The sequence below is a fragment of the Ruania albidiflava DSM 18029 genome, assembly GCF_000421225.1.
GTDB lineage: Bacteria > Actinomycetota > Actinomycetes > Actinomycetales > Beutenbergiaceae > Ruania > Ruania albidiflava.
In genome coordinates this window covers 334,072-359,208 of sequence record NZ_ATWL01000003.1, presented here as the reverse complement: position 1 = coordinate 359,208, position 25,137 = coordinate 334,072, and the positions used below count along the sequence as shown (strand labels likewise).

Here is a 25,137-nt window from a genome sequence, read left to right as displayed (position 1 = left end):
TGCGTTCCTTTGTTCGTTGGTCTGGTGGACTGCGGTCACAGGGACAGCCCTCCCTCGCGGGCGCCGTCGGCCACTGCGGCCACACGTCCGTGGTACTTGTTGCCGCCGCGGTCGAACACGACGACCTCCAGGCCCTTGGCCTTGGCCCGCTGCGCCACCAGCTCACCGACCTGGCGCGCCTTGGCGGTCTTGTCCGCGTCGGAGGCGCGCAGGTCCGCTTCCAGCGTGGAGGCGGAGACCAGGGTGGTGCCGGTGGTGTCGTCGACCACCTGGGCGACCATGTGCCGCGCGGACCGGTTGACCACGAGACGGGGACGGGTCGCCGTCCCGCTGATCCGCTTGCGCACCCGCCGGTGACGGCGGGACCGCGCGGTGCGCTTGCCCGTGCCCTTGATGGATACAGCCATGGCTACTTACCAGCCTTTCCGACCTTGCGGCGGACCTGCTCGTCCGCATACCGCACGCCCTTGCCCTTGTACGGCTCGGGCCGGCGGATCTTGCGAATGTTGGCAGCGACCTCGCCGACCTGCTGCTTGTCAATCCCGGAGACGGAGAACTTGGTCGGCGACTCCACGGCGAACGTGATGCCCTCCGGTGCGGTGACGGTCACCGGGTGGGAGAAGCCGAGCGCGAACTCCAAGTTCGAGCCCTTCGCCAGCACGCGGTACCCGGTACCGACGATCTCCAACTTCTTCTCGTACCCCTGGGTGACGCCCTGCACCAGGTTGGACAGCAGCGTGCGGGTCAGTCCGTGCAGCGACCGGGACTCGCGTCCCTCGTCCGGACGGCTCACGACCAGCGCACCGTCGTCGTCACGGCCGACCGTGATCGGCGCGGGGACGGTGTGGCTCAGGGTGCCCTTCGGGCCCTTGACGGTGACCGTCGAGTTCTCGATGGTGACGTCGACGCCGCTGGGGACGGCGACCGGGAGCTTGCCAATTCGTGACATCTCTGTGGCTCCTTTCGATCCCTCGATCACCAGACGTAGGCGAGGACTTCCCCACCCACGCCCTTCTTGGATGCCTGACGGTCGGTGAGCAGACCGGAGGAGGTGGACAGGATCGCCACGCCCAGGCCGCCGAGCACCTTCGGCAGGTTGGTCGACTTCGCGTACACCCGCAGTCCGGGCTTGGACACCCGGCGCACGCCGGCGATCGAGCGCTCTCGGCTCGGGCCGAACTTCAGCTGTAGCGTCAGTGTCTTGCCCACCTCCGCATCGGCGACCGACCAGCCGCTGATGTAACCCTCCGCCTGGAGGATCTCTGCGATGTGGGACTTCAGCTTCGAGTACGGCATGGACACCGACTCGTGGTACGCCGAGTTCGCGTTGCGCAACCGCGTCAACATGTCGGCGATGGGGTCTGTCATTGTCATCTCGGGCTCAGGCCCTTCCTCGTCGCGGTTTCCTGCTCGGACCTGCGACGTAGTGGTTTTACCAGCTGCTCTTCGTCACGCCGGGGAGCTGACCGGCCAGGGCCATGTCCCGCAGGCACACGCGGCACAGCCCGAACTTGCGGTACACCGAGCGCGGACGGCCGCACTTCTGGCACCGGGTGTAGCTGCGGACCGCGAACTTCGACTTGCGGGCGGCCTTCTGGATCAGGGCGGTCTTCGCCATCTCAGTTCTCCTTGAACGGGAAGCCGAGCTGGCGCAGCAGCGAACGGCCCTCGTCATCGTTGGTCGCCGTGGTGACCACGGTGATGTCCATGCCTCGGACCCGGTCGATCTTGTCCTGGTCGATCTCGTGGAACATCGACTGCTCCACCAGGCCGAACGTGTAGTTGCCGTGCCCGTCGAACTGCTTGGGCGACAGGCCGCGGAAGTCACGGATGCGCGGCAGCGCGAAGCTGAGCAGCCGGTCGGCGAACTCCCACATCCGGTCCCCGCGCAGCGTGGCGTGGGTGCCGATCGGCTGGCCCTCGCGCAGCTTGAACTGGGCGATCGACTTGCGTGCCCGGGTCACCAGCGGCTTCTGGCCGGTGATGGCGGCGAGGTCGCGCACAGCGCCCTCGATCAGCTTGGAGTCGCGGGCGGCGTCCCCCACCCCCATGTTCACCACGATCTTGACCAGACCGGGGACCTGGTGCACGTTGGCGTAGCCGAACTCCTCGCGCAGCGCCGGGAGGATCTCCTCGCGGTACTTGGTCTTCAGCCGCGGGGTGAGCGCCGGCACGCTGGTCTCGGTTGAAGTGCTCATCAGACGTCCTTACCGGAGCGCTTGGCCACCCGGACCCGAGTGGTCCGGGTGCGTCCGTCACGCTCGACTTCTTCGGTGCGGTACCCGACGCGGGTGCCCTTCTTGGTCTCGGGATCCACCAGCATCACGTTGCTCACGTGGATCGAGGCCTCGACGGTCTCGATCCCGCCGCTGCGTCCGCCGCGCTGGTTCTGCGACACCTTGGTGTGCCGCTGGACACGCTGCACGCCCTCGACGATGAGCCGGTCGCGGTCGGTGAGGACCTCGAGCACCCGGCCCTGCTGCCCCTTGTCCCGACCGGCGATGACGACCACCAGGTCGCCCTTCTTGATCTTTGCCATAGTTACAGCACCTCCGGTGCGAGCGAGACGATGCGCATGAACCGCTTGTCCCGCAGCTCGCGGCCCACAGGTCCGAAGATGCGGGTACCGCGCGGTTCACCGTCGTTCCTCAGGATCACCGCCGCGTTCTCGTCGAACCGGATGTAGGAACCGTCGCTGCGACGGCGCTCCTTGCGGGTGCGCACGACGACCGCCTTGACGAGCTCGCCCTTCTTCACGTTGCCGCCGGGGATCGCATCCTTGACGGTGGCGACGATGGTGTCGCCGATGCCGGCGTAGCGACGTCCGGAGCCGCCGAGCACACGGACGCACAGGATCTCCTTGGCGCCCGTGTTGTCGGCGACCTTCAGTCGCGACTCCTGCTGGATCATTCGATCTACTCCTGTCGTCGTGCCGGTTCTCGCCGGGCGAGCCTGGCCGAACGGATGGTTGTCTGCTCTCCGGTGGCGCCGGAGAGGTGGATCACTTGGCCTTTTCGAGGACCTCGACCACGCGCCAGCGCTTGGTGGCTGACAGCGGCCGCGTCTCCATGATCGACACGAGGTCGCCCACGCCCACAGCGTTGGCCTCGTCGTGCGCCTTGACCTTGTTGGTGCGTCGCATGACCTTGCCGTAGAGCGGGTGCTTGACCCGGTCCTCCACCGCGACCACGACGGTCTTGTCCATCTTGTCGCTGACCACGTACCCACGGCGGGACTTGCGGATGTTGCGCTCAGCAGGCTGGTTCTCGGAGCTCGTCACAGTGCTCACCTTCTCGTTCACTTCGCCTCGGCGGTGGGCTCGCTGCGAATGTCCAGCTCGCGCTCCCGCAGGATCGTGTAGATGCGGGCGATGTCGCGCCGCACGGTCTTCAGCCGGCCATGGTCCTCGAGCTGCCCGGTGGCGGAGGAGAACCGCAGGTTGAACAGCTCCTGCTTGGCCTTCTTCAGCTCCGAGGCCAGCCGCTCGTTGTCCATCCCGTCCAGGTCGGCGGGCATGAGGTCCTTCGACCCGATAGCCATCAGATGTCACCACCCTCGCGAGAGATGAAACGTGTCTTCATCGGAAGCTTGTGCTGCGCGCGGCGCAGGGCCTCACGAGCCAGCTCTTCGTCCACGCCACCGAGCTCGAACATCACTCGGCCGGGCTTGACGTTGGCCACCCACCACTCCGGTGACCCCTTGCCGGAACCCATCCGGGTCTCCGCCGGCTTCTTGGTCAGCGGACGGTCCGGGAAGATGTTGATCCACACCTTTCCGCCACGCTTGATGTGCCGGGTCATGGCGATACGGGCCGCCTCGATCTGCCGGTTGGTCACGTAGGCGCGCTCGAGCGCCTGGATGCCGTAGTCACCGAAGGCGACCGTGGTGCCGCCGGTGGCGACACCGCTGCGCTTGGGGTGGTGCTGCTTACGGTGCTTGGTGCGCCGGGGGATGAGCATGGCTCAGGCCTCCGTCTCGGAACCGCTCGCGGGCTGGGCCGCGGCGGTGGTGGTTGCAGATGCGTCGGTCGCCGGTGCGGTAGCAGCTGGCTGCTCACCGCGGGGCTCGCCACGGCGGCCCGAGTCCCGGCCACGGCCACGCCCGCGCCCGGACCGGGGTGCGGCGGCGGCCTGCTCGCGGGCGAAGTCGCGCTCGGTCTGGTCGCCCTTGTAGACCCACACCTTCACGCCGATGCGGCCGAAGGTGGTGCGGGCCTCGAAGAAGCCGTAGTCGATGTAGGCGCGCAGCGTGTGCAGCGGCACCCGACCCTCGCGGTAGAACTCGGTGCGGCTCATCTCGGCGCCGCCGAGGCGACCGGAGACCTGTACCCGGATGCCCTTGGCACCCGCGCGCAGCGCCGACTGGATCCCCTTGCGCATCGCGCGGCGGAAGGAGACGCGGGAGGCGAGCTGCTCGGCGATCCCCTGGGCGACCAGCTGGGCGTCGATCTCCGGGTTCTTCACCTCGAGGATGTTCAGCTGCACCTGCTTGCCGGTGAGCTTCTCCAGCTCACCACGCAGCCGGTCCGCCTCAGCACCGCGGCGGCCGATGACGATTCCCGGACGCGCAGTGTGCAGGTCGACACGGACCCGGTCCCGGGTGCGCTCGATCTCCACCTTGGCGATACCGGCACGCTCCAGACCGGTGGCCATCAGCTTGCGGATCTTCACGTCCTCACGGACGTAGTCGCGGTAGCGCTGGCCCTCCTTGGTGGAGTCAGCGAACCAGCGGGACCGGTGGTCGGTCGTGACACCGAGCCGGAACCCTGTGGGGTTGACCTTCTGGCCCATCAGCGAGCCCCTCCCTTGGTCTCACGCTCGGCCACGATCACAGTGATGTGGCTGGTGCGCTTGAAGATCCGGTTGGCACGGCCCTGCGCCCGGGGGCGGAACCGCTTCAGGGTCGGACCCTCGTCAACGAATGCCTCGGCGATCACCAGATCGCCGGGGTTGAAAGCGACCGAGGCCTGCTCCGCCTTCACACGAGCATTGGCCACCGCGCTCTCGACTACCTTGCGGACGGTCTCCGCCGCCGCCTGCGGGGCGAACCGGAGCACGGTCACGGCCTCCTCGGCCCGCTTGCCGCGGACCATGTCCACGACCCGCCGGGCCTTGAGGGGCGTGACGCGCGCGAACCGCGCCTGCGCCTTGGCTTCCATCGATGTCCTGCCTTCTTGTGAGTTCTGGTGGTTCGGTCGCTCAGGTCAGCGACGACGCGCCTTGCGGTCGTCCTTCTCGTGCCCACGGAACGTGCGCGTCGGGGCGAACTCCCCGAGCTTGTGGCCGACCATCGACTCGGTGACGAACACCGGGACGTGCTTGCGACCGTCGTGCACCGCGAAGGTGTGGCCCAGGAAGTCCGGGGTGATGACCGACCGGCGGGACCAGGTCTTGATGACGTTCTTGGTGCCCTTCTCGTTCTGGGCGTCCACCTTCTTCTGCAGGTGGTCGTCGACGAAGGGGCCCTTCTTCAAACTGCGAGGCATCTCGTGGTCTTCTCCCTATCAGCGCTTCTTGCCGGTGCGCCGACGACGCACGATCAGCGGGTCGCTCGGCTTGTTCGGACGACGGGTCCGGCCCTCGGGCTGGCCCCAGGGGCTCACCGGGTGCCGACCACCGGAGGTCTTGCCCTCACCGCCACCGTGCGGGTGGTCCACCGGGTTCATCGCCACACCGCGGGTCTGCGGGCGCTTGCCCTTCCAGCGCATCCGGCCGGCCTTGCCCCAGCTGATGTTCGCCTGCTCGGCGTTGCCGACCTCGCCGATGCTGGCGCGGCAGCGGGCGTCCACGTTGCGGATCTCGCCGGAGGGCATCCGCAGCTGGGCGAACTTGCCCTCCCGGGCCACCAGCTGCACCGAGGCACCGGCAGAGCGGGCGATCTTGGCCCCGCCACCGGGCTTGAGCTCCACGGCGTGGACCACGGTGCCGACCGGGATGTTGCGCAGCGGCAGGTTGTTGCCGGGCTTGATGTCCGCACCAGGGCCGTTCTCGACGCGGTCGCCCTGCTTGAGCCGCACCGGGGCGAGGATGTAGCGCTTCTCCCCGTCGGCGTAGTGCAGCAACGCGATCCGCGCGGTGCGGTTCGGGTCGTACTCGATGTGCGCGACCTTCGCCGGCACCCCGTCCTTGTCGTTCCGACGGAAGTCGATCACCCGGTAGGCCCGCTTGTGACCGCCGCCGATGTGGCGGGCGGTGATGCGGCCGGCGCTGTTGCGCCCTCCGCTCTTGGTGAGCGGACGGACCAGCGACTTCTCCGGCGTCGTGCGGGTGAGCTCGACGAAGTCGGCGACGGAGGAGCCACGGCGGCCCGGCGTCGTCGGCTTGTACTTACGGATTGCCATGAGATTCGATCCTCACTCTTCCCCGGCCGCTCAGGCGCCGAAGATGTCGATGGTGCCCTCGCGCAGGGTGACGATGGCGCGCTTGGTGTCCTTGCGCTTGCCGAGCCCGAACCGGGTGCGGCGCGTCTTGCCCTTGCGGTTGATCGTGTTCACCGAGGCGACCTTCACGTCGAAGATCTTCTCGATCGCGACCTTGATCTCGGTCTTGTTCGAGCGCGGGTCCACCAGGAAGGTGTACTTGCCCTCGTCGAGCAGGTTGTAGCTCTTCTCCGAGACCACCGGGGCGATGACGACGTCGCGGGGGTCCTTGGTCAGTGCAGTCACTTCTGCTCCTCCTCGGCTTCGGTCGCGCCGGTGCCGGTGCCCACCAGCGCGTCCAGCGCTGCGGAGGTGAACACCACGTCGTCGCTGACCAGCACGTCGTAGGTGTTCAGCTGGTCGGGGTGGATGAGGTGCACAGTGGGCACGTTGCGCAGGCTGGTCCAGCTCAGATCGTCCTCCCGGTCCAGCACCACGAGCACGTGCCGGGAGGAGGTGACGTTGGCCAGCGCCTGGACCGCGGTACGGGTGGACGGGGTCTGGCCGGCGACGAGGCTGCTCAGCACGTGCACGCGGCCGGCGCGGGCCCGGTCGGACAGGGCACCGCGCAGGGCAGCGGCCTTCATCTTCTTCGGGGTGCGCTGGCTGTAGTCCCGCGGCACCGGGCCGTGCACGATGCCACCGCCGGCGAACTGCGGGGCGCGGATCGAGCCCTGCCGGGCGCGACCGGTGCCCTTCTGCCGCCATGGCTTGGCGCCACCGCCGGCCACCTCGGCACGGGTCTTGGTCTTGTGGGTGCCCTGCCGCGCGGCGGCGAGCTGAGCCACCACGACCTGGTGGATCAGCGGCACGTTGGTGGTGACGTCGAAGATCGACGCCGGCAGGGTCGCCGTGCCCTGCTTGGCACCCTCGGCGTCGAGCACGTCGACGACCTGGTCGTTCTGGGCGAGCGCAGTCATCGGCTTCACGCCCCCTTCGCAGCAGTCTTGACCACGACGAGGCCGCCCTTGGGCCCGGGGACGGCGCCGGAGACGAGCAGCAGGCCCTTCTCCGCGTCCACCGCGTGGATCGTGAGGTTCTGGGTGGTCTGTCGGGCGTTGCCCATCCGGCCGGCCATCCGCTGGCCGCGGAACACGCGCCCGGGTGTCGCAGCGCCGCCGATCGACCCCGGCTTGCGGTGGTTGCGGTGCGCACCGTGGGAGGCGCTGGCCCCGCCGAAGCCGTGCCGCTTCATCACACCGGCGGTGCCCTTGCCCTTGCTGGTGCCGACCACGTCGACCGTGGCGCCCGCCTCGAAGGTGTCCGCCGTGAGCTCCTGGCCGAGGTTGTACTCGGCCGCGTCTGCCGTACGGACCTCGGCCACGTGCCGGCGCGGGGTGACCCCGGCCTTCTCGAAGTGGCCGCGCAGCGGCTGGCTGGTGCGGCGCGGGTCGATCTGACCGAAGCCGAGCTGCACGGCGGAGTAGCCGTCCTTCTCGACCGTGCGGACCTGGGTCACGACGTTGGTGCCCACCTGCACGACCGTGACCGGCACCAGGCGGCCGGCGTCGTCCCACACCTGGGTCATGCCGAGCTTGGTGCCGAGGACCGCCTTGACGACGCGCTCGGACTGGGAGGGAAGTGAAGTCATGACTGATGTCCTCAGAGCTTGATCTCGATGTTGACGTCAGCCGGCAGGTCGAGGCGCATGAGCGAGTCCACGGCCTTCGGCGTCGGGTCGACGATGTCGATCAGCCGCTTGTGCGTCCGCATCTCGAAATGGTCACGGCTGTCCTTGTACTTGTGCGGAGAACGGATGACGCAGAACACGTTCTTCTCAGTTGGCAGCGGCACCGGGCCCACGACCGTCGCACCAGCGCGGCTCACCGTGTCGACGATCTTGCGCGCCGAGCTGTCGATGACCTCGTGGTCGTAGGACTTGAGCCGGATGCGGATCTTCTGTCCCGCCATGGCGTCGTCTGACTCTCTCTCTTCGAACCGCTACTGACCGACCCCCGCGCTCGGGCGTGTCGCGTCCTTCTGACACACCCCACCGCTGGACACCTTGGTTGGTGCTGGTCGGAGGATGACTTTCGTGTGTTCACCGCCAGGCCCACACAGGACCAGTCGGTCTCGAACCACTGGATGGCTACCGGGCCGCGGTCGTCGGCGGATGTCCAGGTCGAGAGCTCGACCGACGCACACACTGACGCACCTCGCGGGCGAGGCAACCTGAACAGTTTGCCACAGGTGCCGCCCATTCCCCAAGTCGAGCCCGGGTGGGCTGGACCACAGTGTCCGCTGAACGCAATCTACGCCGGGCGTGCTCCGCCGTCAGCGACCGGCACGCGAGGCACACCGACCCGGGCAAGCCCCGCCGTCATCGGCCCCATCGGAGGCCAGCACGGCGGTCTGAGGCTGACCGCGACGACCTCAGACCGCCGGCGGTACCTCGAACGCATCGAGGCGGGGCCGGTGGCGGGCGGCGCTGACTGCAGGTGGCGCGGCAGCGGATGAGGCTGCGGCGACCGGCAGAGACACGCGGAAGGGCCCGCCGAGACGTGCTCGACGGGCCCTCCAGGTGCCAGGGAGTCCCTGGCGGGAGATCACTTGATGATCTTGGTCACGCGACCGGAGCCGACGGTGCGGCCACCCTCACGGATGGCGAAGCCGAGGCCCTCCTCCATGGCGATCGGCTGGATCAGCTCGACCGTCATCTCGGTGTTGTCGCCGGGCATGACCATCTCGGTGCCCTCGGGCAGGGTGATGACACCGGTGACGTCGGTGGTGCGGAAGTAGAACTGCGGACGGTAGTTCGAGTAGAACGGGTTGTGCCGGCCGCCCTCGTCCTTGGCCAGGATGTAGACCTGCGCCTCGAAGTTGGTGTGCGGGGTGATCGAGCCGGGCTTGACCACGACCTGGCCACGCTCCACGTCCTCGCGCTTGGTGCCGCGCAGCAGCAGACCCACGTTCTCACCAGCGTCCGCAGTGTCCAGCAGCTTGCGGAACATCTCGATGCCGGTGATGGTGGTCTTCTGCGACGGACGGATGCCGACGATCTCGACCTCCTCGTTCACCTTCAGCTGACCGCGCTCCACCCGACCGGTGACCACGGTGCCGCGGCCGGTGATGGTGAAGACGTCCTCGATCGGCATCAGGAACGGCTTGTCGATGTCGCGCACCGGGTCCGGCACGTTCTCGTCCACGGCGTCCATGAGGTCCTCGATGGACTTCACCCACTGCGGGTCGCCTTCGAGCGCCTTCAGCGCGGACACGCGGATCACCGGCACGTCGTCGCCGGGGAAGTCCTGGCTGGAGAGCAGCTCACGGACCTCCATCTCGACGAGCTCGAGGATCTCCTCGTCGTCGACCATGTCGGACTTGTTCAGCGCCACCAGCAGGTACGGCACGCCGACCTGGCGGGCGAGCAGCACGTGCTCACGGGTCTGGGCCATCGGACCATCGGTCGCGGCGACCACGAGGATCGCACCGTCCATCTGGGCGGCACCGGTGATCATGTTCTTGATGTAGTCAGCGTGACCCGGGGCGTCGACGTGCGCGTAGTGGCGCTTCTCCGTCTGGTACTCCTGGTGGGAGACGTTGATCGTGATACCGCGCTGCTTCTCCTCCGGCGCGTTGTCGATCGCGTCGTAGGCGGATGCGGTGTTCACGTCCGGGTACTTGTCCGCCAGCACCTTGGAGATCGCCGCGGTCAGCGTCGTCTTACCGTGGTCGACGTGACCGATCGTGCCGATGTTGAGGTGCGGCTTGGTCCGCTCGAACTTGGCCTTCGCCACTGGTGTTCCTCCTGGAACTCGGGTAGTTGTGCGCAGCTGCTGCGGCGACTGGTGTCACCACGGGGGCGTACGCGTCCTACGGGTCGGTTGTTTGGTGATGATAGTGGTCGACCTGTGGGACTACTCGCCCCGGGTCTTCTTGATGATCTCCTCAGCAACGTTCCGAGGAACCTCGGCGTAGTTGCTGAACTGCATCGAGTACACCGCGCGTCCCTGCGTCTTGGAACGCAGGTCACCGATGTAACCGAACATCTCGGTCAGCGGCACCAAGGCGCGAACTACCTTAACACCGCTGGCGTCCTCCATCGACTGGATTTGTCCACGCCGGGAGTTCAGGTCGCCGATCACTTCCCCCATGTACTCCTCCGGGGTACGCACCTCGACGTCCATGACCGGCTCGAGCAGCACCGGGTCGGCGCGCTTGACGCCTTCCTTCAGAGCCATCGAACCAGCGATCTTGAAGGCCATCTCCGAGGAGTCGACGTCGTGGTAGGCGCCGTCCAGGAGCGTGGCCTTGATGCCCACGAGCGGGTACCCGGCGAGCGTGCCGCCGGTCATCGCGTCCTGCACACCGGCATCCACGCTGGGGATGTACTCGCGCGGGATACGGCCACCGGTGACCTTGTTCTCGAACTCGTACATCTCGCCGGCGGAGGCCTCCAGCGGTTCGAAGGTCATCTGCACCTTCGCGAACTGCCCGGAGCCACCGGTCTGCTTCTTGTGGGTGTAGTCGAGCTTCTCCACCGTGCGGCGGATCGTCTCGCGGTAGGCCACCTGCGGCTTGCCGACGTTGGCCTCGACCTTGAACTCGCGGCGCATCCGGTCCACGAACACGTCCAGGTGCAGCTCGCCCATGCCGCCGATCTCGGTCTGGCCGGTCTCCTCGTTCAGCGAGACGGTGAAGGTCGGGTCCTCGGCGACGAGCTTCTGGATGGCGGCGGAGAGCTTGTCCTGGTCGCCCTTGGTCTTCGGCTCGATGGCCACGAAGATCACCGGCTCCGGGAAGCTCATCGACTCCAGCACCACCGGAGAGTCCATCGCACACAGCGTGTCACCGGTGGTGGTGTCCTTCAGACCGATGACGGCGTAGATGTGCCCGGCGTGCAGCTCCTCGACCGGGTTCTCCTTGTTGGCGTGCATCTGGAAAAGCTTCCCGATGCGCTCACGCTTGCCCTTGGTCGCGTTCAGCACCTGGGTGCCGGGCTTGGCGGTACCGGAGTAGACGCGGATGAAGGTGAGCGTGCCGAAGAACGGGTGCGTGGCGATCTTGAACGCGAGTGCGGAGAACGGGTCGTCCTCGCCCGCGTGCCGGGTGATCTCCTCGTCCTCCTTGCCGGGGACGTGGCCGAGCATCGCCGGCACGTCCATCGGGGAGGGCAGGTAGTCGACCACGGCGTCCAGCATCGGCTGCACACCACGGTTCTTGAACGCCGACCCGCAGAACACCGGGTAGGCCTGGGAGGTGATGGTCAGCTCGCGCACGCCGGCACGGATCTCCTCCTCGGTGAGCTCTTCGCCCTCGAGGTACTTCTCCATCAGCTCTTCGGTGGCCTCGGCGGCCTGCTCGACGAGCTTGGCGCGGTACTCCTCGGCCTTGGCCTGCAGGTCCTCGGGGATCTCCCGGGTCTCGTAGGCGGCGCCGAGGCTCACATCACCCTTGGCGTCACCAGGCCAGACCATCGCCTTCATCGTGATCAGGTCGACCACGCCGATGAAGTCGGACTCAGCACCGATCGGTAGCTGCATCACCAGCGGGGTGGCGCTGAGGCGGGAGACGATGGTGTCCACGGTGTGGTAGAAGTCCGCACCGAGCTTGTCCATCTTGTTGACGAAGCAGATGCGCGGCACGTTGTACTTGTCCGCCTGCCGCCAGACCGTCTCCGACTGGGGCTCCACGCCCTCCTTGCCGTCGAAGACTGCGACCGCACCGTCGAGCACGCGCAGGGAGCGCTCCACCTCGACGGTGAAGTCCACGTGCCCCGGGGTGTCGATGATGTTGATCTGGTTGTTGTCCCAGAAGCAGGTCACCGCGGCGGAGGTGATGGTGATGCCGCGTTCCTTCTCCTGCTCCATCCAGTCGGTGGTCGAGGCACCGTCGTGGGTCTCACCGAGCTTGTAGTTCACGCCGGTGTAGAACAGGATCCGCTCGGTCGTGGTGGTCTTCCCGGCGTCGATGTGCGCCATGATGCCGATGTTGCGGACCTTGGTCAGGTCAGTCAGCACGTCCTGTGCCACAGTTGCTCTCTTCTATGTCGTCTCGAGCGAGGTCGGTGCTGGGGCGGGCGCGCCGGTCGACGCGCTCCTGGCCTACCAGCGGTAGTGCGCGAACGCCCTGTTGGACTCGGCCATCTTGTGCGTGTCCTCACGGCGCTTCACTGCGGCGCCGAGGCCGTTGGAGGCGTCCAGGATCTCGTTCATCAGGCGCTCGGTCATGGACTTCTCGCGGCGGACCCGGGCGTAGTCCACGAGCCAGCGCAGCGCGAGGGTGGTCTGCCGGGAGGTACGCACCTCGACCGGGACCTGGTAGGTGGCGCCACCCACACGGCGGGAGCGCACCTCGAGCGTGGGGCGCACGTTCTCCAGGGCGCGCTTGAGCACGACGGCGGGGTCGGACTGGGTCTTCTCCCGCACCCCGTCCAGGGCGCCGTAGACGATCCGCTGGGCCGTGGACTTCTTGCCGTCCACCAGCACGCGGTTGACCAGCTGGGTCACCGTGGCCGACCCGTAGACCGGATCCGGGGACAGTGGCCGCTTCGGGGCCGGGCCCTTACGAGGCATTACTTCTTCTCCTTCTTCGCGCCGTAACGGCTCCGGGCCTGCTGACGACCGCGCACACCCTGGGTGTCCAGGGCGCCACGGACGATCTTGTAGCGCACACCGGGCAGGTCCTTCACACGACCACCGCGCACGAGCACGATGGAGTGCTCCTGCAGGTTGTGGCCCACGCCGGGGATGTAGGCGGTGACCTCGATGCCGTTGGAGAGCTTCACACGCGCGACCTTGCGGAGCGCGGAGTTCGGCTTCTTCGGGGTGGTGGTGTACACGCGGGTGCAGACGCCCCGACGCTGCGGGCTGCCTTTCAGCGCCGGCGTCTTGGTCTGGCCGACGCGGGCGCTGCGGCCCTTGCGGACCAGCTGCTGGATGGTGGGCACTACTTCTCCGTCTCGAACGTTTGACTGCTCTGGTGATCGGGGACCGATCGGTTGGTTCCGGCGCTCAGACCGGCTCAGATCCACCCCGAGAGGACCCCCGCGCTCGGGCGTGTCGTCGCCTTCTGGGCTCGCCGCACGACCGAACTGAGATCAGTGGAGGTCGTGCTCGCGCCCAGTCGGTGGAGACCCACCACACGCCCTGCCGGGAGTCCGAGAACGGAACCGGTGTGCGCGCACGCGAGAGCCCGACAGAGCGGGCACTGCCGACCAGAGTACTCCGGGCGCGGCAACGGCGTCAAAGCAGCAGCGGTGTGGTCCCGACCACGTCCGGCGTGCCCTGCCTCGGCCCGAGAGTGCACCTGGTCGCACGGCAACACAGCGGGAACACCGGCGGATGTGGCGATTCCCGCCACATCCGGTGCCCAGCGTGGCACAGTGGCAGCGTGGGTACAAGCACCGACGCGCACAGCGGGCTGCGGCCCGTCCCGGTGCGGCCTACTGCCCCGGCACGCTACGCCGTCGGCATGTTCGGCACCTCGTTGCCGATCAACATGTTCCTGGCGTTCATGGCCTACTTCTACATCAACGACCTGGGTATGTCCACGCGTGCCTATGCGGCGGTGCTGGCGGTCTACGCGGTGATCGACGCAGTGGACAACCCGGTCTACGGGTACCTGTCCGACCGGACTCGCACCCGGTGGGGCCGCCGCCGGCCGTGGATGATCGTCGGCGCCCCGGTGCTGGGCCTGTCGTTCGTGCTGTTCTTCACCCCGCCGGACCTGGACGGCTGGACCCTGGTGGCCTGGTTCGCGCTGTTCGTGGTGCTCACCGGGACCACCGACTCCTTGGTGAACGCCAACTACGGGGCGCTGCTGCCCGAGCTGTTCCCGGTCGAGAACCGCCGGGCGGTGGCGAACTCGATGCGGCAGGGTTTCCAGCTGGTGGCGATGATCCTGTCGGTGGCGATGGTGCCGATGGTCGCGGACAAGATCGGCTACTCCGCCACCGCGATGATCCTCGCCGTGGTCGCCGTGACGGTGATCATCGTCTGCGCCACCGGCGCCCGGGAGGATCCGGCCGCCTGGGCGTCGGCGCCGCCGCGGCTGTGGGACACGGTGCGGACGATCTTCTCCCAGCGCAAGTTCTGGCTGATCGCGCTGGCCGGCGGTGCGTACTCAGCCGGGATGGCGCTGGTGATCGCAGCGGTCCCGTTCTTCGTGGACTACACCCTCGGGCTCCCCAGCGGCAACGCCAGCTACCTGCTCGCCTCGGTGATCGGGATCAGCGCCGCGTGCCTGCTGCTGTGGACCAGGCTGGTGCGCCGGCACGGACCGGAGCGGATGTGGCGGATGGCCCTGGTGGTGCTCGCCGGTGCACTGGCGCTGATGTCGGCGGCGACCGGGCTGCTGTCCGCGATCGGCATCGGGGCGCTGGTCGGGCTGGGCTACAGCGGGGTGATGGCCACCAACGACCTGATCGTCGCCCGGCTGCTGGACGAGGACGCAGCGCGCACCGGCAACCGTCGGGAGGGGATGTTCCTGGCCGCGTTCGGGTTCTTCAACCGGCTGAACGCGTGGATCAAGTCGCTGGCGTTCCTGGCGGTCTGGTGGCTGTTCGGGTTCGACAGCGGGGACAACCCGGGGTCGGCGCCGGACCAGGCGGCTCGGTTCCTCATCTCGGTGTTCCCGGCGGTGCTGGTGGCCCTGGCCGCGCTGCTGAGCCTCTTCGTACGGTTCGACCGGCGGGTGGTGGAGCAGGGGCGCGCGGGGAGCGGGGCTGACTCGGCCCCGTCTGCATCGGAGGTCACGGACGCGGCCGGAGGCGAGTTCGGAGAGCCTCAGTCCGCACCGGGTACCTCAGATTCGCTGCCCTCCGGTGAGTCGCACCCCACGGGTGAACCCGGCTCCGCCGACAGCGCACCGTGACCGGCTCGCTGCGCGTGGTGGCCGACGATGTCGGCCAGTCCGCTGCCATCGACGACGGCGTGACCCAGCTGGCCCGGGCGGGTCACCTGTCCGCGGCGTCCGTTCTCGTCGGTGCTCCCGGGGCGAGCATGGCGATGGCCGCGCTGGCGGACCTGGTGCCGCTGGGGGTGCACGTACAGCTCACCGCAGCCGAGCTGGTCGGCGCCACCAGCGACCAGGTCACGGCACGGATCGCGGCGCAGGTGGAAGCGATGATCACCGCAGGCCACTGCCCCGCGCACCTGGACCTGCACACGTCGGCGCTCTACGGACTGGGCCCGGAAGCGGTCCGGGCCGGCGGGGTGCTCGCAGAGTCGATCGAGGTGGCGGCCCGCTACCGGCTGCGGCTGCGCCTTCCGCGGCGCGCGCCCGATGGTCTGACCTCGACGGAAGCAGCGCTGCATGCCCGCGCGGTGGCGGCAGCCGACGCAGCTGGTCTGGTGCTGCCGGACGTGCTGGTCACCGAGGTGCCGGACGCTGCCGACGTTGCGGATCTCCTGGTCGACCTGCCCGATGGCGAGGTGGAGCTGGTCACCCACCCCGCAGCCCGCGCAGACCCCGCCGACCCGCTCAGCGCAGAACGCGTGCGCCAGCATGCGCTGCTCGCCACCGGTGCGCTGGCGCCCCGGTGACCGGCGGCTGAGCGCCCCGCTGCTCCGACGACCGGCGACCGCGCGAGCCCGCTCCCCCCGGCAGGCACCTGTCTGAGGTCCGCGCGGCGGTCTGAGCGCACAACCTCAGATCGCGGCGCGTACCTGAGACAGCGGTGCAGCCGCGGACTCAGAGCTGGGCGACCAGGCGGCGCAGGTCACGGGGCCGGCGGAGCAGGATGACCGGCGGCGCGTCCGAGTCCGCGTACCAGGCACGCATCCGCTGCCGCTTGATGCGCCAGCTGTGGAAGTGCCACCAGATGATCGAGTCCCGGGCGAGCGTGTGGCGCCACGTCTCGATGTTGCCGTTGCAGACCAGCTCCGCGGTGCGGATCCGGCGCTCGGTGCGGCGCAGCAGCCGCCACAGGGAGAGCGCACGAGGGTAGTCCAGGGCCACGATCACGTCGGCTCGCTGCAGGGCGTACTCCCGCTCGCTGGAGTACACCGAGTCGAACACCCAGCTCGGCTCGCTGAGCAGCCCGGTGAGGATCTCGTGCTGCTGGTCGGGATCGCGCTTCTGCCAGCCCGGGAGCCAGCAGATCTCGTCGACGAGCACGACCGGCAGCCCGAGCAGCTCGCCCAGCATCGTGGCGGTCGTGGACTTGCCGGAGCCGGTGGCGCCGTAGCACAGCACCCGCTGCGCGCTGCGCAGGTCAGCCGCAGTGCCTTGGCCCATTGGCCTTCCCCCTCGTCCTCGCCGGTGTTGGCGCAGCCGCTGATCCCACTCGGCGCCGCGCGATCGACACTTCCCGCGGTGGGACGATACCGCAGAGCACGACCCCGCGGGCCAGCTGCCGACCGAATGGATTCACGCGGAGGGGCGGGGTGCTCCGGGTGGGGTGTGCGGGGTGCAGACGCACGACGGCCCGGCACCCTCGCGGGTACCGGGCCGTCGTGCGTCAGCCGGGCTGGCTCAGCGGAAGTCCGCCTCGTAGCCGCGGCCGAGGTCCAGCTCCTCCAGGGCGATCGCCTCGCCGCCGTCGGTCATCGGACCGTAGTCGATCTCGTCGTAGCCGAAGCTCGGGTACAGCTCGGCCTTGGCCTCCTCGGTGGGCTCCACCCGCATGTTCCGGTACCGGGGCAGGCCGGTGCCGGCCGGGATGAGCTTACCGAGGATGACGTTCTCCTTCAGGCCCATCAGGGCGTCGCTGCGGCCGCTCATGGCAGCCTCGGTGAGCACCTTGGTGGTCTCCTGGAAGGACGCCGCCGACAGCCACGAGTCCGTGGCCAGCGAGGCCTTGGTGATACCCATCAGCTCGGGACGACCCGAGGCCGGCTGACCGCCCTCGGAGACCACGCGCCGGTTCTCGTCCTCGAACCGGGCCCGCTCGGCGAGCTCACCCGGCAGCAGGTTCGAGTTCCCGGAGTCCAGCACGGTCACCCGGCGCAGCATCTGCCGCACGATGACCTCGATGTGCTTGTCGTGGATGTCCACACCCTGGGAGCGGTAGGTGTCCTGCACCTCGTCCACCAGGTGCTTCTGCACCGCACGCGGACCGAGGATGCGCAGCACCTTCTTCGGGTCCACCGCACCACCGACGAGCTGCTGCCCGACGGCCACGTGGTCCCCGTCGCGCACCAGCGCACGGGCACGGCGGGTGACCTGGTAGGACACGTCCTCGCTACCGTCGTCGGGGGTGACGACGATCTTGCGTGCCCGGTCGGTGTCCTCGATGCTGACCCGCCCGGCGACCTCGCTGATCGGCGCCTCACCCTTGGGGGTGCGGGCCTCGAACAGCTCGGCCACACGCGGCAGACCCTGCGTGATGTCATCGGCACTGGCCACACCACCGGTGTGGAAGGTCCGCATCGTCAGCTGGGTGCCGGGCTCACCGATCGACTGGGCGGCGATGATGCCCACGGCCTCACCGATGTCCACCAGCTTGCCGGTGGCCAAGGAGCGGCCGTAGCACTTGGCGCAGGTGCCCACGCGGGACTCACAGGTGAGCACCGAGCGCACCTTGAGCTGTTCCACACCGGCGGCCACCAGGGTGTCGATGAGCACGTCACCCACGTCGTCACCGCCCTCACCGAGCACGGTGCCGTTCGCATCGGTGACCGCACCAGCCAGCGACCGGCCGTACACGCTGGTCTCCACCGTGTCCGCACGGCGGGTGGACCCGTTCGGCAGCTGCTCCACGATCGGCAGGGTCAGACCCCGCTCGGTGCCGCAGTCCTCCTCGCGGATGATGACGTCCTGGGAGACGTCCACCAGGCGCCGGGTGAGGTATCCGGAGTCGGCGGTCCGCAACGCGGTGTCGGCCAGACCCTTGCGGGCACCGTGGGTGGCGATGAAGTACTCCACCACGGTCAGACCCTCGCGGTAGTTCGACATGATCGGCCGCGGGATGATCTCACCGTTCGGGTTGGCCACCAGGCCACGCATACCGGCGATCTGGCGCACCTGCATCCAGTTACCACGGGCACCGGAGGTCACCATGCGGTTCACCGTGTTGTCCTCGGTGAAGTTCTCCTGCATGGCCTTGGCGACCTTGTCGGTGGCCTCGTTCCAGATCTCCACGAGCTCCTGACGGCGTTCGTCGTCGGTGAGCAGACCGCGGTCGAACTGGCCCTGGACCTTCGCGGCCTTGCCCTCGTAGGACTCCAGGATCTCCTTCTTGTTCTCCGGCGTGGCGACGTCAGAGATCGCGATGGTCAGCCCGGACCGGGTGGCCCAGTAGTAGCCCACGTCCTTGAGCGCGTCCAGGCTCGCGGCCACGACCGCCTTCGGGTACCGCTCGGCGAGGTCGTTGACGATCGTAGAGATCGCCTTCTTGTCCGCGACCCCGTTCACGAACGGGTAGTCCACGGGCAGGGCCTCGTTGAACAGCACCCGGCCGAGCGTGGTCTCCAGCACCACGTCATCACCCTCGGTGTACCCCTCGGGTGCGTCCCAGCCGACCGGCGGGACGAGCTCGGGCAGCCGCACCTTGACCACGGCGTTGATGTCCAGCTCACCAGCGTCGAACGCCATCAGCGCCTCGGCTGCGGAGGTGAACGCGCGGCCGGTGCCGGCCGGCTCACCCGACTTGTCCACGGTGAGGTGGTACAGGCCCACGATCATGTCCTGGGAGGGCATGGTCACCGGGCGGCCGTCGGACGGCTTGAGGATGTTGTTGCTGGAGAGCATCAGGATGCGGGCCTCGGCCTGCGCCTCCGCGCTCAGCGGCAGGTGCACGGCCATCTGGTCACCGTCGAAGTCGGCGTTGAAGGCACCACACACCAGCGGGTGCAGGTGGATCGCCTTACCTTCGACCAGCTGCGGCTCGAACGCCTGGATGCCCAGCCGGTGCAGCGTGGGCGCACGGTTGAGCAGCACCGGGTGCTCGGTGATGACCTCTTCGAGCACGTCCCACACCACGGAGCGGGCCCGCTCGACCATCCGCTTGGCGGACTTGATGTTCTGCGCGTGGTTCAGGTCGACCAGGCGCTTCATCACGAACGGCTTGAACAGCTCCAGCGCCATCTGCTTGGGCAGACCGCACTGGTGCAGCTTCAGCTGCGGGCCGACCACGATGACCGACCGACCGGAGTAGTCCACACGCTTGCCGAGCAGGTTCTGCCGGAACCGGCCCTGCTTGCCCTTGAGCATGTCGGAGATCGACTTCAGCGGGCGGTTGCCCGGTCCGGTGACCGGCCGGCCACGGCGACCGTTGTCGAACAGCGAGTCCACGGCCTCCTGCAGCATCCGCTTCTCGTTGTTGACGATGATCTCCGGTGCGCCCAGGTCGAGCAGACGCTTGAGCCGGTTGTTCCGGTTGATCACCCGGCGGTACAGGTCGTTCAGGTCGCTGGTGGCGAACCGGCCACCGTCGAGCTGCACCATCGGGCGCAGGTCCGGCGGGATGACCGGGATGCAGTCCAGCACCATACCCAGCGGGGAGTTGTTCGTGGTGAGGAACGCGTTGACGACCTTGAGCCGCTTCAGCGCACGAGTCTTCCGCTGGCCCTTGCCGGTACGGATGACCTCGCGCAGCGCCTCGGCCTCGCCCTCCAGGTCGAAGGTCTCCAGGCGCTTCTGGATCGCGCCGGCACCCATCGAACCCTCGAAGTAGTTGCCGTAGCGGTCCAGCAGCTGCCGGTAGAGCAGCTCGTCACCCTCCAGGTCGGAGACCTTGAGATTCTTGAACCGGTCCCAGACCTGCTCCACGCGGTCCAGCTCCTGGTCGGCGCGCTTGCGCAGCTGGGCCATCTCGCGCTCGGCGGAGTCCTTCACCTTGCGGCGTGCGTCCGCCTTGGCACCCTCGGCCTCCAGCTCGGCCAGGTCGGCCTCCAGCCGCTCACCGCGCTGGGCGATGTCCAGGTCCCGCTTCTTGGTGATCTCCTGCTTCTCCAGGTCGATCTCGTTCTGCAGGCTGGGCAGGTCCTCGTGCCGGCCCTCCTCGTCCACCCAGGTGATCATGTAGGCGGCGAAGTAGATGACCTTCTCCAGGTCCTTCGGAGCCAGGTCGAGCAGGTAGCCGAGCCGGCTGGGCACACCCTTGAAGTACCAGATGTGGGTGACCGGTGCGGCCAGCTCGATGTGCCCCATCCGCTCCCGGCGCACCTTGGAGCGGGTGACCTCCACACCGCAGCGCTCGCAGATGATGCCCTTGAACCGGACCCGCTTGTACTTTCCGCAGTAGCACTCCCAGTCCCGGGTGGGGCCGAAGATCTTCTCGCAGAAGAGTCCGTCCTTCTCAGGCTTGAGGGTGCGGTAGTTGATGGTCTCTGGCTTCTTCACCTCGCCGTGCGACCAGGCGCGGACCTCGTCCGCGGTCGCGAGACCGATACGCAGCTCGTCGAAGACGTTGACGTCGAGCAATTTTCCTACTTCCTTCGGTGAGTCACCGTGTGGAACCAATCAAGCCGGGGCTCCGGCCGGTGCGTGCTGCTCGCTCGGCACCGGCCGGCCCCGCTCAGATCTCTTCGACGCTGCTCGCGTCGGGGCGGCGGGAGAGGTCGATACCGAGCTCCTCAGCGGCCCGGTACACCTCCTCGTCGGTGTCGCGCATCTCGATCGAGGTGCCGTCAGAGCTGAGCACCTCGACGTTCAGGCAGAGCGACTGCATCTCCTTGATGAGCACCTTGAAGGACTCCGGGATGCCCGGCTCGGGGATGTTCTCGCCCTTGACGATCGCCTCGTAGACCTTGACCCGGCCGGGGACGTCGTCGGACTTGATGGTGAGCAGCTCCTGCAGCGCGTACGCGGCGCCGTAGGCCTCGAGCGCCCACACCTCCATCTCGCCGAAACGCTGACCACCGAACTGCGCCTTACCACCCAGCGGCTGCTGGGTGATCATCGAGTACGGGCCGGTGGACCGGGCGTGGATCTTGTCGTCCACCAGGTGGTGCAGCTTCAGGATGTACATGTAGCCGACCGCGATCTCGGACGGGAACGGTTCGCCGGAGCGGCCGTCGAACAGCCGCGCCTTGCCGTCCACGTTCACCAGCTGGTCACCGTCTCGGGTCGGCGTGGCCGACTCCAGCAGACCGCGCAGCTCGGTCTCGCGCAGACCGTCGAACACAGGGGTCGCCACCGGTGTACCCGGCTCACCGGTGAGGGCCTCTGGGCGCAGGTTCTCCGCCCAGGCGGGCAGCTTGCCCTTCTTCGCTTCGGCGATACCGGCGTCCCAGCCCTGCTTGGCCACCCAGCCCAGGTGCGTCTCGAGCACCTGGCCGACGTTCATCCGCCCGGGCACGCCCAGCGGGTTGAGGATGATGTCCACCGGGGTGCCGTCCTCGAGGAACGGCATGTCCTCCACGGGCAGGATCTTCGCGATGACGCCCTTGTTGCCGTGCCGGCCGGCGAGCTTGTCGCCGTCGGTGATCTTGCGGCGCTGGGCGATGTAGACGCGGACCAGCTGGTTCACACCCGGGGGCAGCTCGTCGCCGTCGTCCCGGTTGAACTCGCGGACCGCGATCACCGTGCCGGACTCACCGTGCGGGACCTTCAGCGAGGTGTCGCGCACCTCACGAGCCTTCTCCCCGAAGATCGCGCGCAGCAGGCGCTCCTCCGGGGTCAGCTCGGTCTCCCCCTTCGGGGTGACCTTGCCGACCAGCACGTCACCGGCCCCGACCTCGGCACCGATGCGGATGATGCCCCGCTCGTCCAGGTCGGCCAGCACCTCGTCGGAGACGTTCGGGATGTCCCGAGTGATCTCCTCCGGACCCAGCTTGGTGTCGCGGGCGTCGACCTCGTGCTCCTCGATGTGGATCGAGGAGAGCACGTCGTCCTGCACCAGGCGCTGGGACAGGATGATCGCGTCCTCGTAGTTGTGCCCTTCCCAGGACATGAACGCCACCAGCAGGTTGCGACCGAGGGCGAGCTCGCCCTCGTCGGTGGCCGGACCGTCGGCGAGCACCGAGCCCACCTCTACCCGGGCACCCTCGTCCACCAGCACGCGCTGGTTGTAGCAGGTGCCCTGGTTGGACCGACGGAACTTGGCGACCCGGTAGGTCGAGGAGGTGCCGTCGTCGTTCGCGACCAGGATCGAGTCGGCGGAGACCTCGGTCACCGCACCGGCCTTGGTCGCCACGATCACGTCACCAGCGTCCACGGCCGCGCGCCGCTCCATCCCGGTACCCACCAGGGGGGCCTCGGACCGGACCAGCGGCACCGCCTGACGCTGCATGTTCGCACCCATCAGGGCGCGGTTGGCGTCGTCGTGCTCCAGGAACGGGATCATCGCCGTGGCCACCGAGACCATCTGCCGGGCGGAGACATCCATGTAGTCCACGTCCGTGGCGGGCACGTCGATCGCCTCACCACCACGGATGCGCACCAGCACCGTCTCCTCGGTGAAGTGGCCCTCGTCGTCCAGCGGCGCGTTCGCCTGCGCGATCACGTACCGGTCCTCGTCGTCCGCGGTCAGGTACTCGACGTCGTCGGTCGCCCGACCGTCGACGACCTTGCGGTACGGGGTCTCGACGAACCCGAACGGGTTGATCCGCGCATACGTCGCCAGGGAGCCGATCAGGCCGATGTTCGGCCCCTCGGGGGTCTCGATCGGACACATCCGGCCGTAGTGCGAGGGGTGCACGTCCCGGACCTCCATGCCCGCACGGTCGCGGGACAGCCCACCCGGGCCGAGCGCGGAGAGCCGGCGCTTGTGGGTCAGACCCGCGAGCGGGTTGTTCTGGTCCATGAACTGGGACAGCTGGCTGGTGCCGAAGAACTCCTTGATGGAGGCGACGACCGGCCGGATGTTGATCAGGGTCTGCGGCGTGATCGCCTCGACGTCCTGGGTGGTCATCCGCTCCCGGACCACCCGCTCCATCCGGGACAGCCCGGTGCGCACCTGGTTCTGGATCAGCTCACCCACCGCGCGGATGCGGCGGTTGCCGAAGTGGTCGATGTCGTCGGTCTCGACGTGCACCTCGATCGGCTCACCGTGACGCACACCGCCGATCGTCTGCTCGCCCTTGTGCAGGGCGGCCAGGTACTTGATGGTCGCGACGATGTCGCCCAGGGCAAGCACAGACTCACTGAGGTCCGCGTCCACGCCGAGCTTCTTGTCGATCTTGTAACGGCCGACCTTGGCCAGGTCGTACCGCTTGGCGTTGAAGTAGAAGTTGTCCAGCAGCGCCGAACCGGCCTCCACCGTCGGCGGCTCACCCGGACGGATCTTGCGGTAGATGTCCAGCAGTGCCTCGTCCTGGGTGTTGACGGTGTCCTTCTCCAGGGTCTCCAGCACCGTGGGGTAGTCGGCGAACTCCTCGCGGATCTCCGCAGTGGTCATACCGAGCGCCTTGAGGAACACGGTCACCGACTGCTTGCGCTTGCGGTCCACGCGCACACCGACGGCGTCCCGCTTGTCGATCTCGAACTCGAGCCAAGCACCGCGGGAAGGGATGATCTTCGCAGTGAAGATGTCCTTGTCCGAGGTCTTGTCCGGGGTGCGCTCGAAGTACACGCCCGGGGAGCGCACCAGCTGGGAGACGACCACCCGCTCGGTGCCGTTGATGATGAACGTGCCGCGATCGGTCATCAGCGGGAACTCGCCCATGAACACCGTCTGGGACTTGATCTCGCCGGTGGTGTAGTTGACGAACTCCGCGGTCACGAACAAGGGTGCGGAGTAGGTGAAGTCCTTCTCCTTGCACTCCTCGGCGGTGTACTTGGGCGGCTCGAAGCGGTGATCGCGGAACGAGAGCGACATGGTCGCGCCGAAGTCCTCGATCGGGGAGATCTCGGTGAAGATCTCCTCCAGGCCGGAGGTGGTGGTGACGTCGTTATTGCCGGTTTCGACTGCTTCGGCCACGCGCGCCTGCCACCGCTCGTTGCCGAGCAGCCAGTCAAAGCTGTTCAGCTGCAGCCCGAGCAGGTCGGGTGCCTGGAGCGGTTCGTGGATCTTCGCGAACGAGACCCTGCGGGAGGCGGTACGTTGGGTGATGGCGTCGGCGGTCGGAGCAGAAGGGGTGCGCGAGGCAGCCAAGAGGGGTCCTTCCCTACGAATTGTGTGCACACACGCTCACGTCGGCCAAAGCACGCTTCTTCGGACCTCGCCCGACGCGTGGCATGGCGAAGTTCGTGGATCCGACGATGGGTGCTGGGGCAGACGACAGCGCAAAGCGACAGCATACTCACACAGCAGCCAGATGTCCAGCGCCGTGGTGCGAGTCGTATTGGTCGAGCCGTGACGGTCCTGGTACGGTCCGCCCGGTCCTGGTGGTGGTCCCCGCTGGCCGGGGGCCGCTACGGCAACGAGGCCCGCACCGTTGCTGGTGCGGGCCTCGTCGTCGTGGCTCTACGGCGTGCGCCGTGGCGGGGCGTGGCAGCTGCCCGCCCCGCGTGGCTCACTTGAGGGTGACGGTGGCGCCGGCGCCCTCGAGGGCCTCCTTGGCCTTGTCCGCAGCCTCCTTGTCGACGCCCTCGAGCACCGGCTTGGGGGCGCCGTCGACGAGGTCCTTGGCGTCCTTCAGACCGAGGCTGGTCAGGGCGCGGACCTCCTTGATGACCTGGATCTTCTTGTCGCCCACAGACTCGAGGATGACGTCGAACTCGCTCTGCTCCTCCTCGGCCGGGGCGTCGCCACCGGCGGCCGGGGCGCCACCGGCCACGGCCACGGCGGCCGGAGCAGCAGCGGTGACCTCGAAGGTCTCCTCGAACTGCTTCACGAACTCGGAGAGCTCGATGAGGGACAGTTCCTTGAAAGCATCGATGAGCTCGTCTGTGCTGAGCTTCGCCATGATCGGCGTTCCTTCCTGTTGGTCCTGCTTGCGCGCACGGGCGAG

Annotated in this window: 28 protein-coding genes; 2 read left to right on the top strand and 26 right to left on the bottom strand. The window is 68.0% G+C overall.

Annotated elements, in window-relative coordinates:
* Positions 1 to 35: 35 nt before the first annotated feature.
* From rplR to rpsL, 22 genes are all read right to left on the bottom strand, one after another.
* On the bottom strand, positions 36 to 407 hold the full coding sequence (gene rplR / locus K338_RS0105970) for a 50S ribosomal protein L18 (RefSeq protein ID WP_022917268.1): 372 nt from the start codon (positions 405 to 407) through the stop codon (positions 36 to 38).
* 2 nt (positions 408 to 409) lie between these two features.
* Positions 410 to 949 carry a 50S ribosomal protein L6 gene (rplF, locus tag K338_RS0105965; protein WP_022917267.1) on the bottom strand — a complete coding sequence of 180 codons (540 nt, stop codon included), beginning with the start codon at positions 947 to 949 and terminating at the stop codon, positions 410 to 412.
* Positions 950 to 975: 26 nt separating this feature from the next.
* Positions 976 to 1,374, bottom strand: coding sequence for a 30S ribosomal protein S8 (gene rpsH / locus K338_RS0105960; RefSeq protein WP_027286492.1), 399 nt, complete (start codon positions 1,372 to 1,374; stop codon positions 976 to 978).
* Between the two features lie 58 nt (positions 1,375 to 1,432).
* Positions 1,433 to 1,618, bottom strand: coding sequence for a type Z 30S ribosomal protein S14 (locus tag K338_RS0105955; RefSeq protein WP_022917265.1), 186 nt, complete (start codon positions 1,616 to 1,618; stop codon positions 1,433 to 1,435).
* Position 1,619: 1 nt separating this feature from the next.
* The gene (gene rplE / locus K338_RS0105950; protein WP_022917264.1) at positions 1,620 to 2,198 is read right to left on the bottom strand and encodes a 50S ribosomal protein L5; all 579 of its coding nucleotides are present in this window, start codon (positions 2,196 to 2,198) and stop codon (positions 1,620 to 1,622) included.
* The gene (gene rplX, locus K338_RS0105945; RefSeq protein ID WP_022917263.1) at positions 2,198 to 2,539 is read right to left on the bottom strand and encodes a 50S ribosomal protein L24; all 342 of its coding nucleotides are present in this window, start codon (positions 2,537 to 2,539) and stop codon (positions 2,198 to 2,200) included. The genes rplE and rplX overlap by 1 nt, the downstream gene beginning before the upstream one ends.
* A 2-nt stretch (positions 2,540 to 2,541) precedes the next feature.
* Positions 2,542 to 2,910, bottom strand: coding sequence for a 50S ribosomal protein L14 (gene rplN / locus K338_RS0105940; RefSeq protein WP_022917262.1), 369 nt, complete (start codon positions 2,908 to 2,910; stop codon positions 2,542 to 2,544).
* 91 nt (positions 2,911 to 3,001) lie between these two features.
* On the bottom strand, positions 3,002 to 3,301 hold the full coding sequence (gene rpsQ / locus K338_RS0105935) for a 30S ribosomal protein S17 (protein WP_022917261.1): 300 nt from the start codon (positions 3,299 to 3,301) through the stop codon (positions 3,002 to 3,004).
* Positions 3,298 to 3,540: a 50S ribosomal protein L29 gene (rpmC, locus tag K338_RS0105930; RefSeq protein ID WP_022917260.1), complete on the bottom strand. Its 243-nt coding sequence runs from the start codon at positions 3,538 to 3,540 to the stop codon at positions 3,298 to 3,300. The genes rpsQ and rpmC overlap by 4 nt, the downstream gene beginning before the upstream one ends.
* Positions 3,540 to 3,959 carry a 50S ribosomal protein L16 gene (gene rplP / locus K338_RS0105925; RefSeq protein WP_022917259.1) on the bottom strand — a complete coding sequence of 140 codons (420 nt, stop codon included), beginning with the start codon at positions 3,957 to 3,959 and terminating at the stop codon, positions 3,540 to 3,542. The genes rpmC and rplP overlap by 1 nt, the downstream gene beginning before the upstream one ends.
* Before the next feature lie 3 nt (positions 3,960 to 3,962).
* Positions 3,963 to 4,790, bottom strand: coding sequence for a 30S ribosomal protein S3 (gene rpsC, locus K338_RS0105920; RefSeq protein ID WP_022917258.1), 828 nt, complete (start codon positions 4,788 to 4,790; stop codon positions 3,963 to 3,965).
* Positions 4,790 to 5,158, bottom strand: coding sequence for a 50S ribosomal protein L22 (rplV, locus tag K338_RS0105915; RefSeq protein ID WP_022917257.1), 369 nt, complete (start codon positions 5,156 to 5,158; stop codon positions 4,790 to 4,792). Before rplV ends, rpsC begins: the two co-directional genes overlap by 1 nt.
* A gap of 45 nt (positions 5,159 to 5,203) precedes the next feature.
* Entirely contained in the window at positions 5,204 to 5,485 is a 282-nt protein-coding gene (rpsS, locus tag K338_RS0105910; protein ID WP_022917256.1) for a 30S ribosomal protein S19, read from the bottom strand.
* Between the two features lie 18 nt (positions 5,486 to 5,503).
* Positions 5,504 to 6,340: a 50S ribosomal protein L2 gene (gene rplB, locus K338_RS0105905; RefSeq protein ID WP_022917255.1), complete on the bottom strand. Its 837-nt coding sequence runs from the start codon at positions 6,338 to 6,340 to the stop codon at positions 5,504 to 5,506.
* A gap of 30 nt (positions 6,341 to 6,370) precedes the next feature.
* Entirely contained in the window at positions 6,371 to 6,664 is a 294-nt protein-coding gene (gene rplW / locus K338_RS0105900; RefSeq protein WP_022917254.1) for a 50S ribosomal protein L23, read from the bottom strand.
* Positions 6,661 to 7,338 (bottom strand): 50S ribosomal protein L4, encoded by a 678-nt coding sequence (gene rplD, locus K338_RS0105895; RefSeq protein WP_027286491.1) that lies wholly within the window; start codon positions 7,336 to 7,338, stop codon positions 6,661 to 6,663. The genes rplW and rplD overlap by 4 nt, the downstream gene beginning before the upstream one ends.
* A gap of 5 nt (positions 7,339 to 7,343) precedes the next feature.
* On the bottom strand, positions 7,344 to 8,009 hold the full coding sequence (gene rplC / locus K338_RS0105890) for a 50S ribosomal protein L3 (protein ID WP_022917252.1): 666 nt from the start codon (positions 8,007 to 8,009) through the stop codon (positions 7,344 to 7,346).
* Positions 8,010 to 8,020: 11 nt separating this feature from the next.
* Entirely contained in the window at positions 8,021 to 8,329 is a 309-nt protein-coding gene (gene rpsJ / locus K338_RS0105885; RefSeq protein WP_022917251.1) for a 30S ribosomal protein S10, read from the bottom strand.
* A gap of 635 nt (positions 8,330 to 8,964) precedes the next feature.
* The gene (tuf, locus tag K338_RS0105880; protein ID WP_022917250.1) at positions 8,965 to 10,155 is read right to left on the bottom strand and encodes an elongation factor Tu; all 1,191 of its coding nucleotides are present in this window, start codon (positions 10,153 to 10,155) and stop codon (positions 8,965 to 8,967) included.
* 120 nt (positions 10,156 to 10,275) lie between these two features.
* Entirely contained in the window at positions 10,276 to 12,390 is a 2,115-nt protein-coding gene (gene fusA / locus K338_RS0105875; RefSeq protein WP_022917249.1) for an elongation factor G, read from the bottom strand.
* Between the two features lie 72 nt (positions 12,391 to 12,462).
* Positions 12,463 to 12,933, bottom strand: coding sequence for a 30S ribosomal protein S7 (gene rpsG / locus K338_RS0105870; RefSeq protein WP_022917248.1), 471 nt, complete (start codon positions 12,931 to 12,933; stop codon positions 12,463 to 12,465).
* On the bottom strand, positions 12,933 to 13,307 hold the full coding sequence (rpsL, locus tag K338_RS0105865) for a 30S ribosomal protein S12 (RefSeq protein WP_022917247.1): 375 nt from the start codon (positions 13,305 to 13,307) through the stop codon (positions 12,933 to 12,935). The genes rpsG and rpsL overlap by 1 nt, the downstream gene beginning before the upstream one ends.
* A gap of 443 nt (positions 13,308 to 13,750) precedes the next feature.
* Between rpsL and K338_RS20800 the strand changes: the two genes are divergently transcribed.
* Together K338_RS20800 and K338_RS0105855 are read left to right on the top strand one after the other, a co-directional pair.
* Positions 13,751 to 15,232 (top strand): MFS transporter, encoded by a 1,482-nt coding sequence (locus K338_RS20800; RefSeq protein WP_157612245.1) that lies wholly within the window; start codon positions 13,751 to 13,753, stop codon positions 15,230 to 15,232.
* Entirely contained in the window at positions 15,229 to 15,903 is a 675-nt protein-coding gene (locus K338_RS0105855) for a ChbG/HpnK family deacetylase (protein WP_022917245.1), read from the top strand. Before K338_RS20800 ends, K338_RS0105855 begins: the two co-directional genes overlap by 4 nt.
* Positions 15,904 to 16,051: 148 nt before the next feature.
* Here K338_RS0105855 and K338_RS0105850 read toward each other — a convergent pair whose 3' ends face one another.
* The 4 genes from K338_RS0105850 to rplL form a co-directional block, all read right to left on the bottom strand.
* Positions 16,052 to 16,597 (bottom strand): P-loop NTPase family protein, encoded by a 546-nt coding sequence (locus tag K338_RS0105850; RefSeq protein WP_022917244.1) that lies wholly within the window; start codon positions 16,595 to 16,597, stop codon positions 16,052 to 16,054.
* Positions 16,598 to 16,834: 237 nt separating this feature from the next.
* The gene (locus K338_RS0105845) at positions 16,835 to 20,725 is read right to left on the bottom strand and encodes a DNA-directed RNA polymerase subunit beta' (RefSeq protein ID WP_022917243.1); all 3,891 of its coding nucleotides are present in this window, start codon (positions 20,723 to 20,725) and stop codon (positions 16,835 to 16,837) included.
* 94 nt (positions 20,726 to 20,819) lie between these two features.
* A complete protein-coding gene (gene rpoB / locus K338_RS0105840; RefSeq protein ID WP_022917242.1) occupies positions 20,820 to 24,338 on the bottom strand; it encodes a DNA-directed RNA polymerase subunit beta in 3,519 nt (1,172 codons plus the stop codon).
* Between the two features lie 361 nt (positions 24,339 to 24,699).
* On the bottom strand, positions 24,700 to 25,092 hold the full coding sequence (gene rplL, locus K338_RS0105835) for a 50S ribosomal protein L7/L12 (protein WP_022917241.1): 393 nt from the start codon (positions 25,090 to 25,092) through the stop codon (positions 24,700 to 24,702).
* Between the last annotated feature and the right edge of the window lie 45 nt (positions 25,093 to 25,137).

Bases quoted from the DNA above. Each gene is read 5' to 3' on its own strand.
- rplR (WP_022917268.1), bottom strand. From the start codon at position 407: ATGGCTGTATCCATCAAGGGCACGGGCAAGCGCACCGCGCGGTCCCGC.
- K338_RS0105850 (WP_022917244.1), bottom strand. From the start codon at position 16,597: ATGGGCCAAGGCACTGCGGCTGACCTGCGCAGCGCGCAGCGGGTGCTG.
- rpsG (WP_022917248.1), bottom strand. From the start codon at position 12,933: ATGCCTCGTAAGGGCCCGGCCCCGAAGCGGCCACTGTCCCCGGATCCG.
- rplC (WP_022917252.1), bottom strand. From the start codon at position 8,009: ATGACTTCACTTCCCTCCCAGTCCGAGCGCGTCGTCAAGGCGGTCCTC.
- rpsC (WP_022917258.1), bottom strand. From the start codon at position 4,790: ATGGGCCAGAAGGTCAACCCCACAGGGTTCCGGCTCGGTGTCACGACC.
- rplL (WP_022917241.1), bottom strand. From the start codon at position 25,092: ATGGCGAAGCTCAGCACAGACGAGCTCATCGATGCTTTCAAGGAACTG.
- rplX (WP_022917263.1), bottom strand. From the start codon at position 2,539: ATGGCAAAGATCAAGAAGGGCGACCTGGTGGTCGTCATCGCCGGTCGG.
- rplD (WP_027286491.1), bottom strand. From the start codon at position 7,338: ATGACTGCGCTCGCCCAGAACGACCAGGTCGTCGACGTGCTCGACGCC.
- rplE (WP_022917264.1), bottom strand. From the start codon at position 2,198: ATGAGCACTTCAACCGAGACCAGCGTGCCGGCGCTCACCCCGCGGCTG.
- rpsH (WP_027286492.1), bottom strand. From the start codon at position 1,374: ATGACAATGACAGACCCCATCGCCGACATGTTGACGCGGTTGCGCAAC.
- rpmC (WP_022917260.1), bottom strand. From the start codon at position 3,540: ATGGCTATCGGGTCGAAGGACCTCATGCCCGCCGACCTGGACGGGATG.
- rplB (WP_022917255.1), bottom strand. From the start codon at position 6,340: ATGGCAATCCGTAAGTACAAGCCGACGACGCCGGGCCGCCGTGGCTCC.
- rplP (WP_022917259.1), bottom strand. From the start codon at position 3,959: ATGCTCATCCCCCGGCGCACCAAGCACCGTAAGCAGCACCACCCCAAG.
- rpsS (WP_022917256.1), bottom strand. From the start codon at position 5,485: ATGCCTCGCAGTTTGAAGAAGGGCCCCTTCGTCGACGACCACCTGCAG.
- rplF (WP_022917267.1), bottom strand. From the start codon at position 949: ATGTCACGAATTGGCAAGCTCCCGGTCGCCGTCCCCAGCGGCGTCGAC.
- rpsJ (WP_022917251.1), bottom strand. From the start codon at position 8,329: ATGGCGGGACAGAAGATCCGCATCCGGCTCAAGTCCTACGACCACGAG.
- K338_RS0105955 (WP_022917265.1), bottom strand. From the start codon at position 1,618: ATGGCGAAGACCGCCCTGATCCAGAAGGCCGCCCGCAAGTCGAAGTTC.
- rplN (WP_022917262.1), bottom strand. From the start codon at position 2,910: ATGATCCAGCAGGAGTCGCGACTGAAGGTCGCCGACAACACGGGCGCC.
- rplV (WP_022917257.1), bottom strand. From the start codon at position 5,158: ATGGAAGCCAAGGCGCAGGCGCGGTTCGCGCGCGTCACGCCCCTCAAG.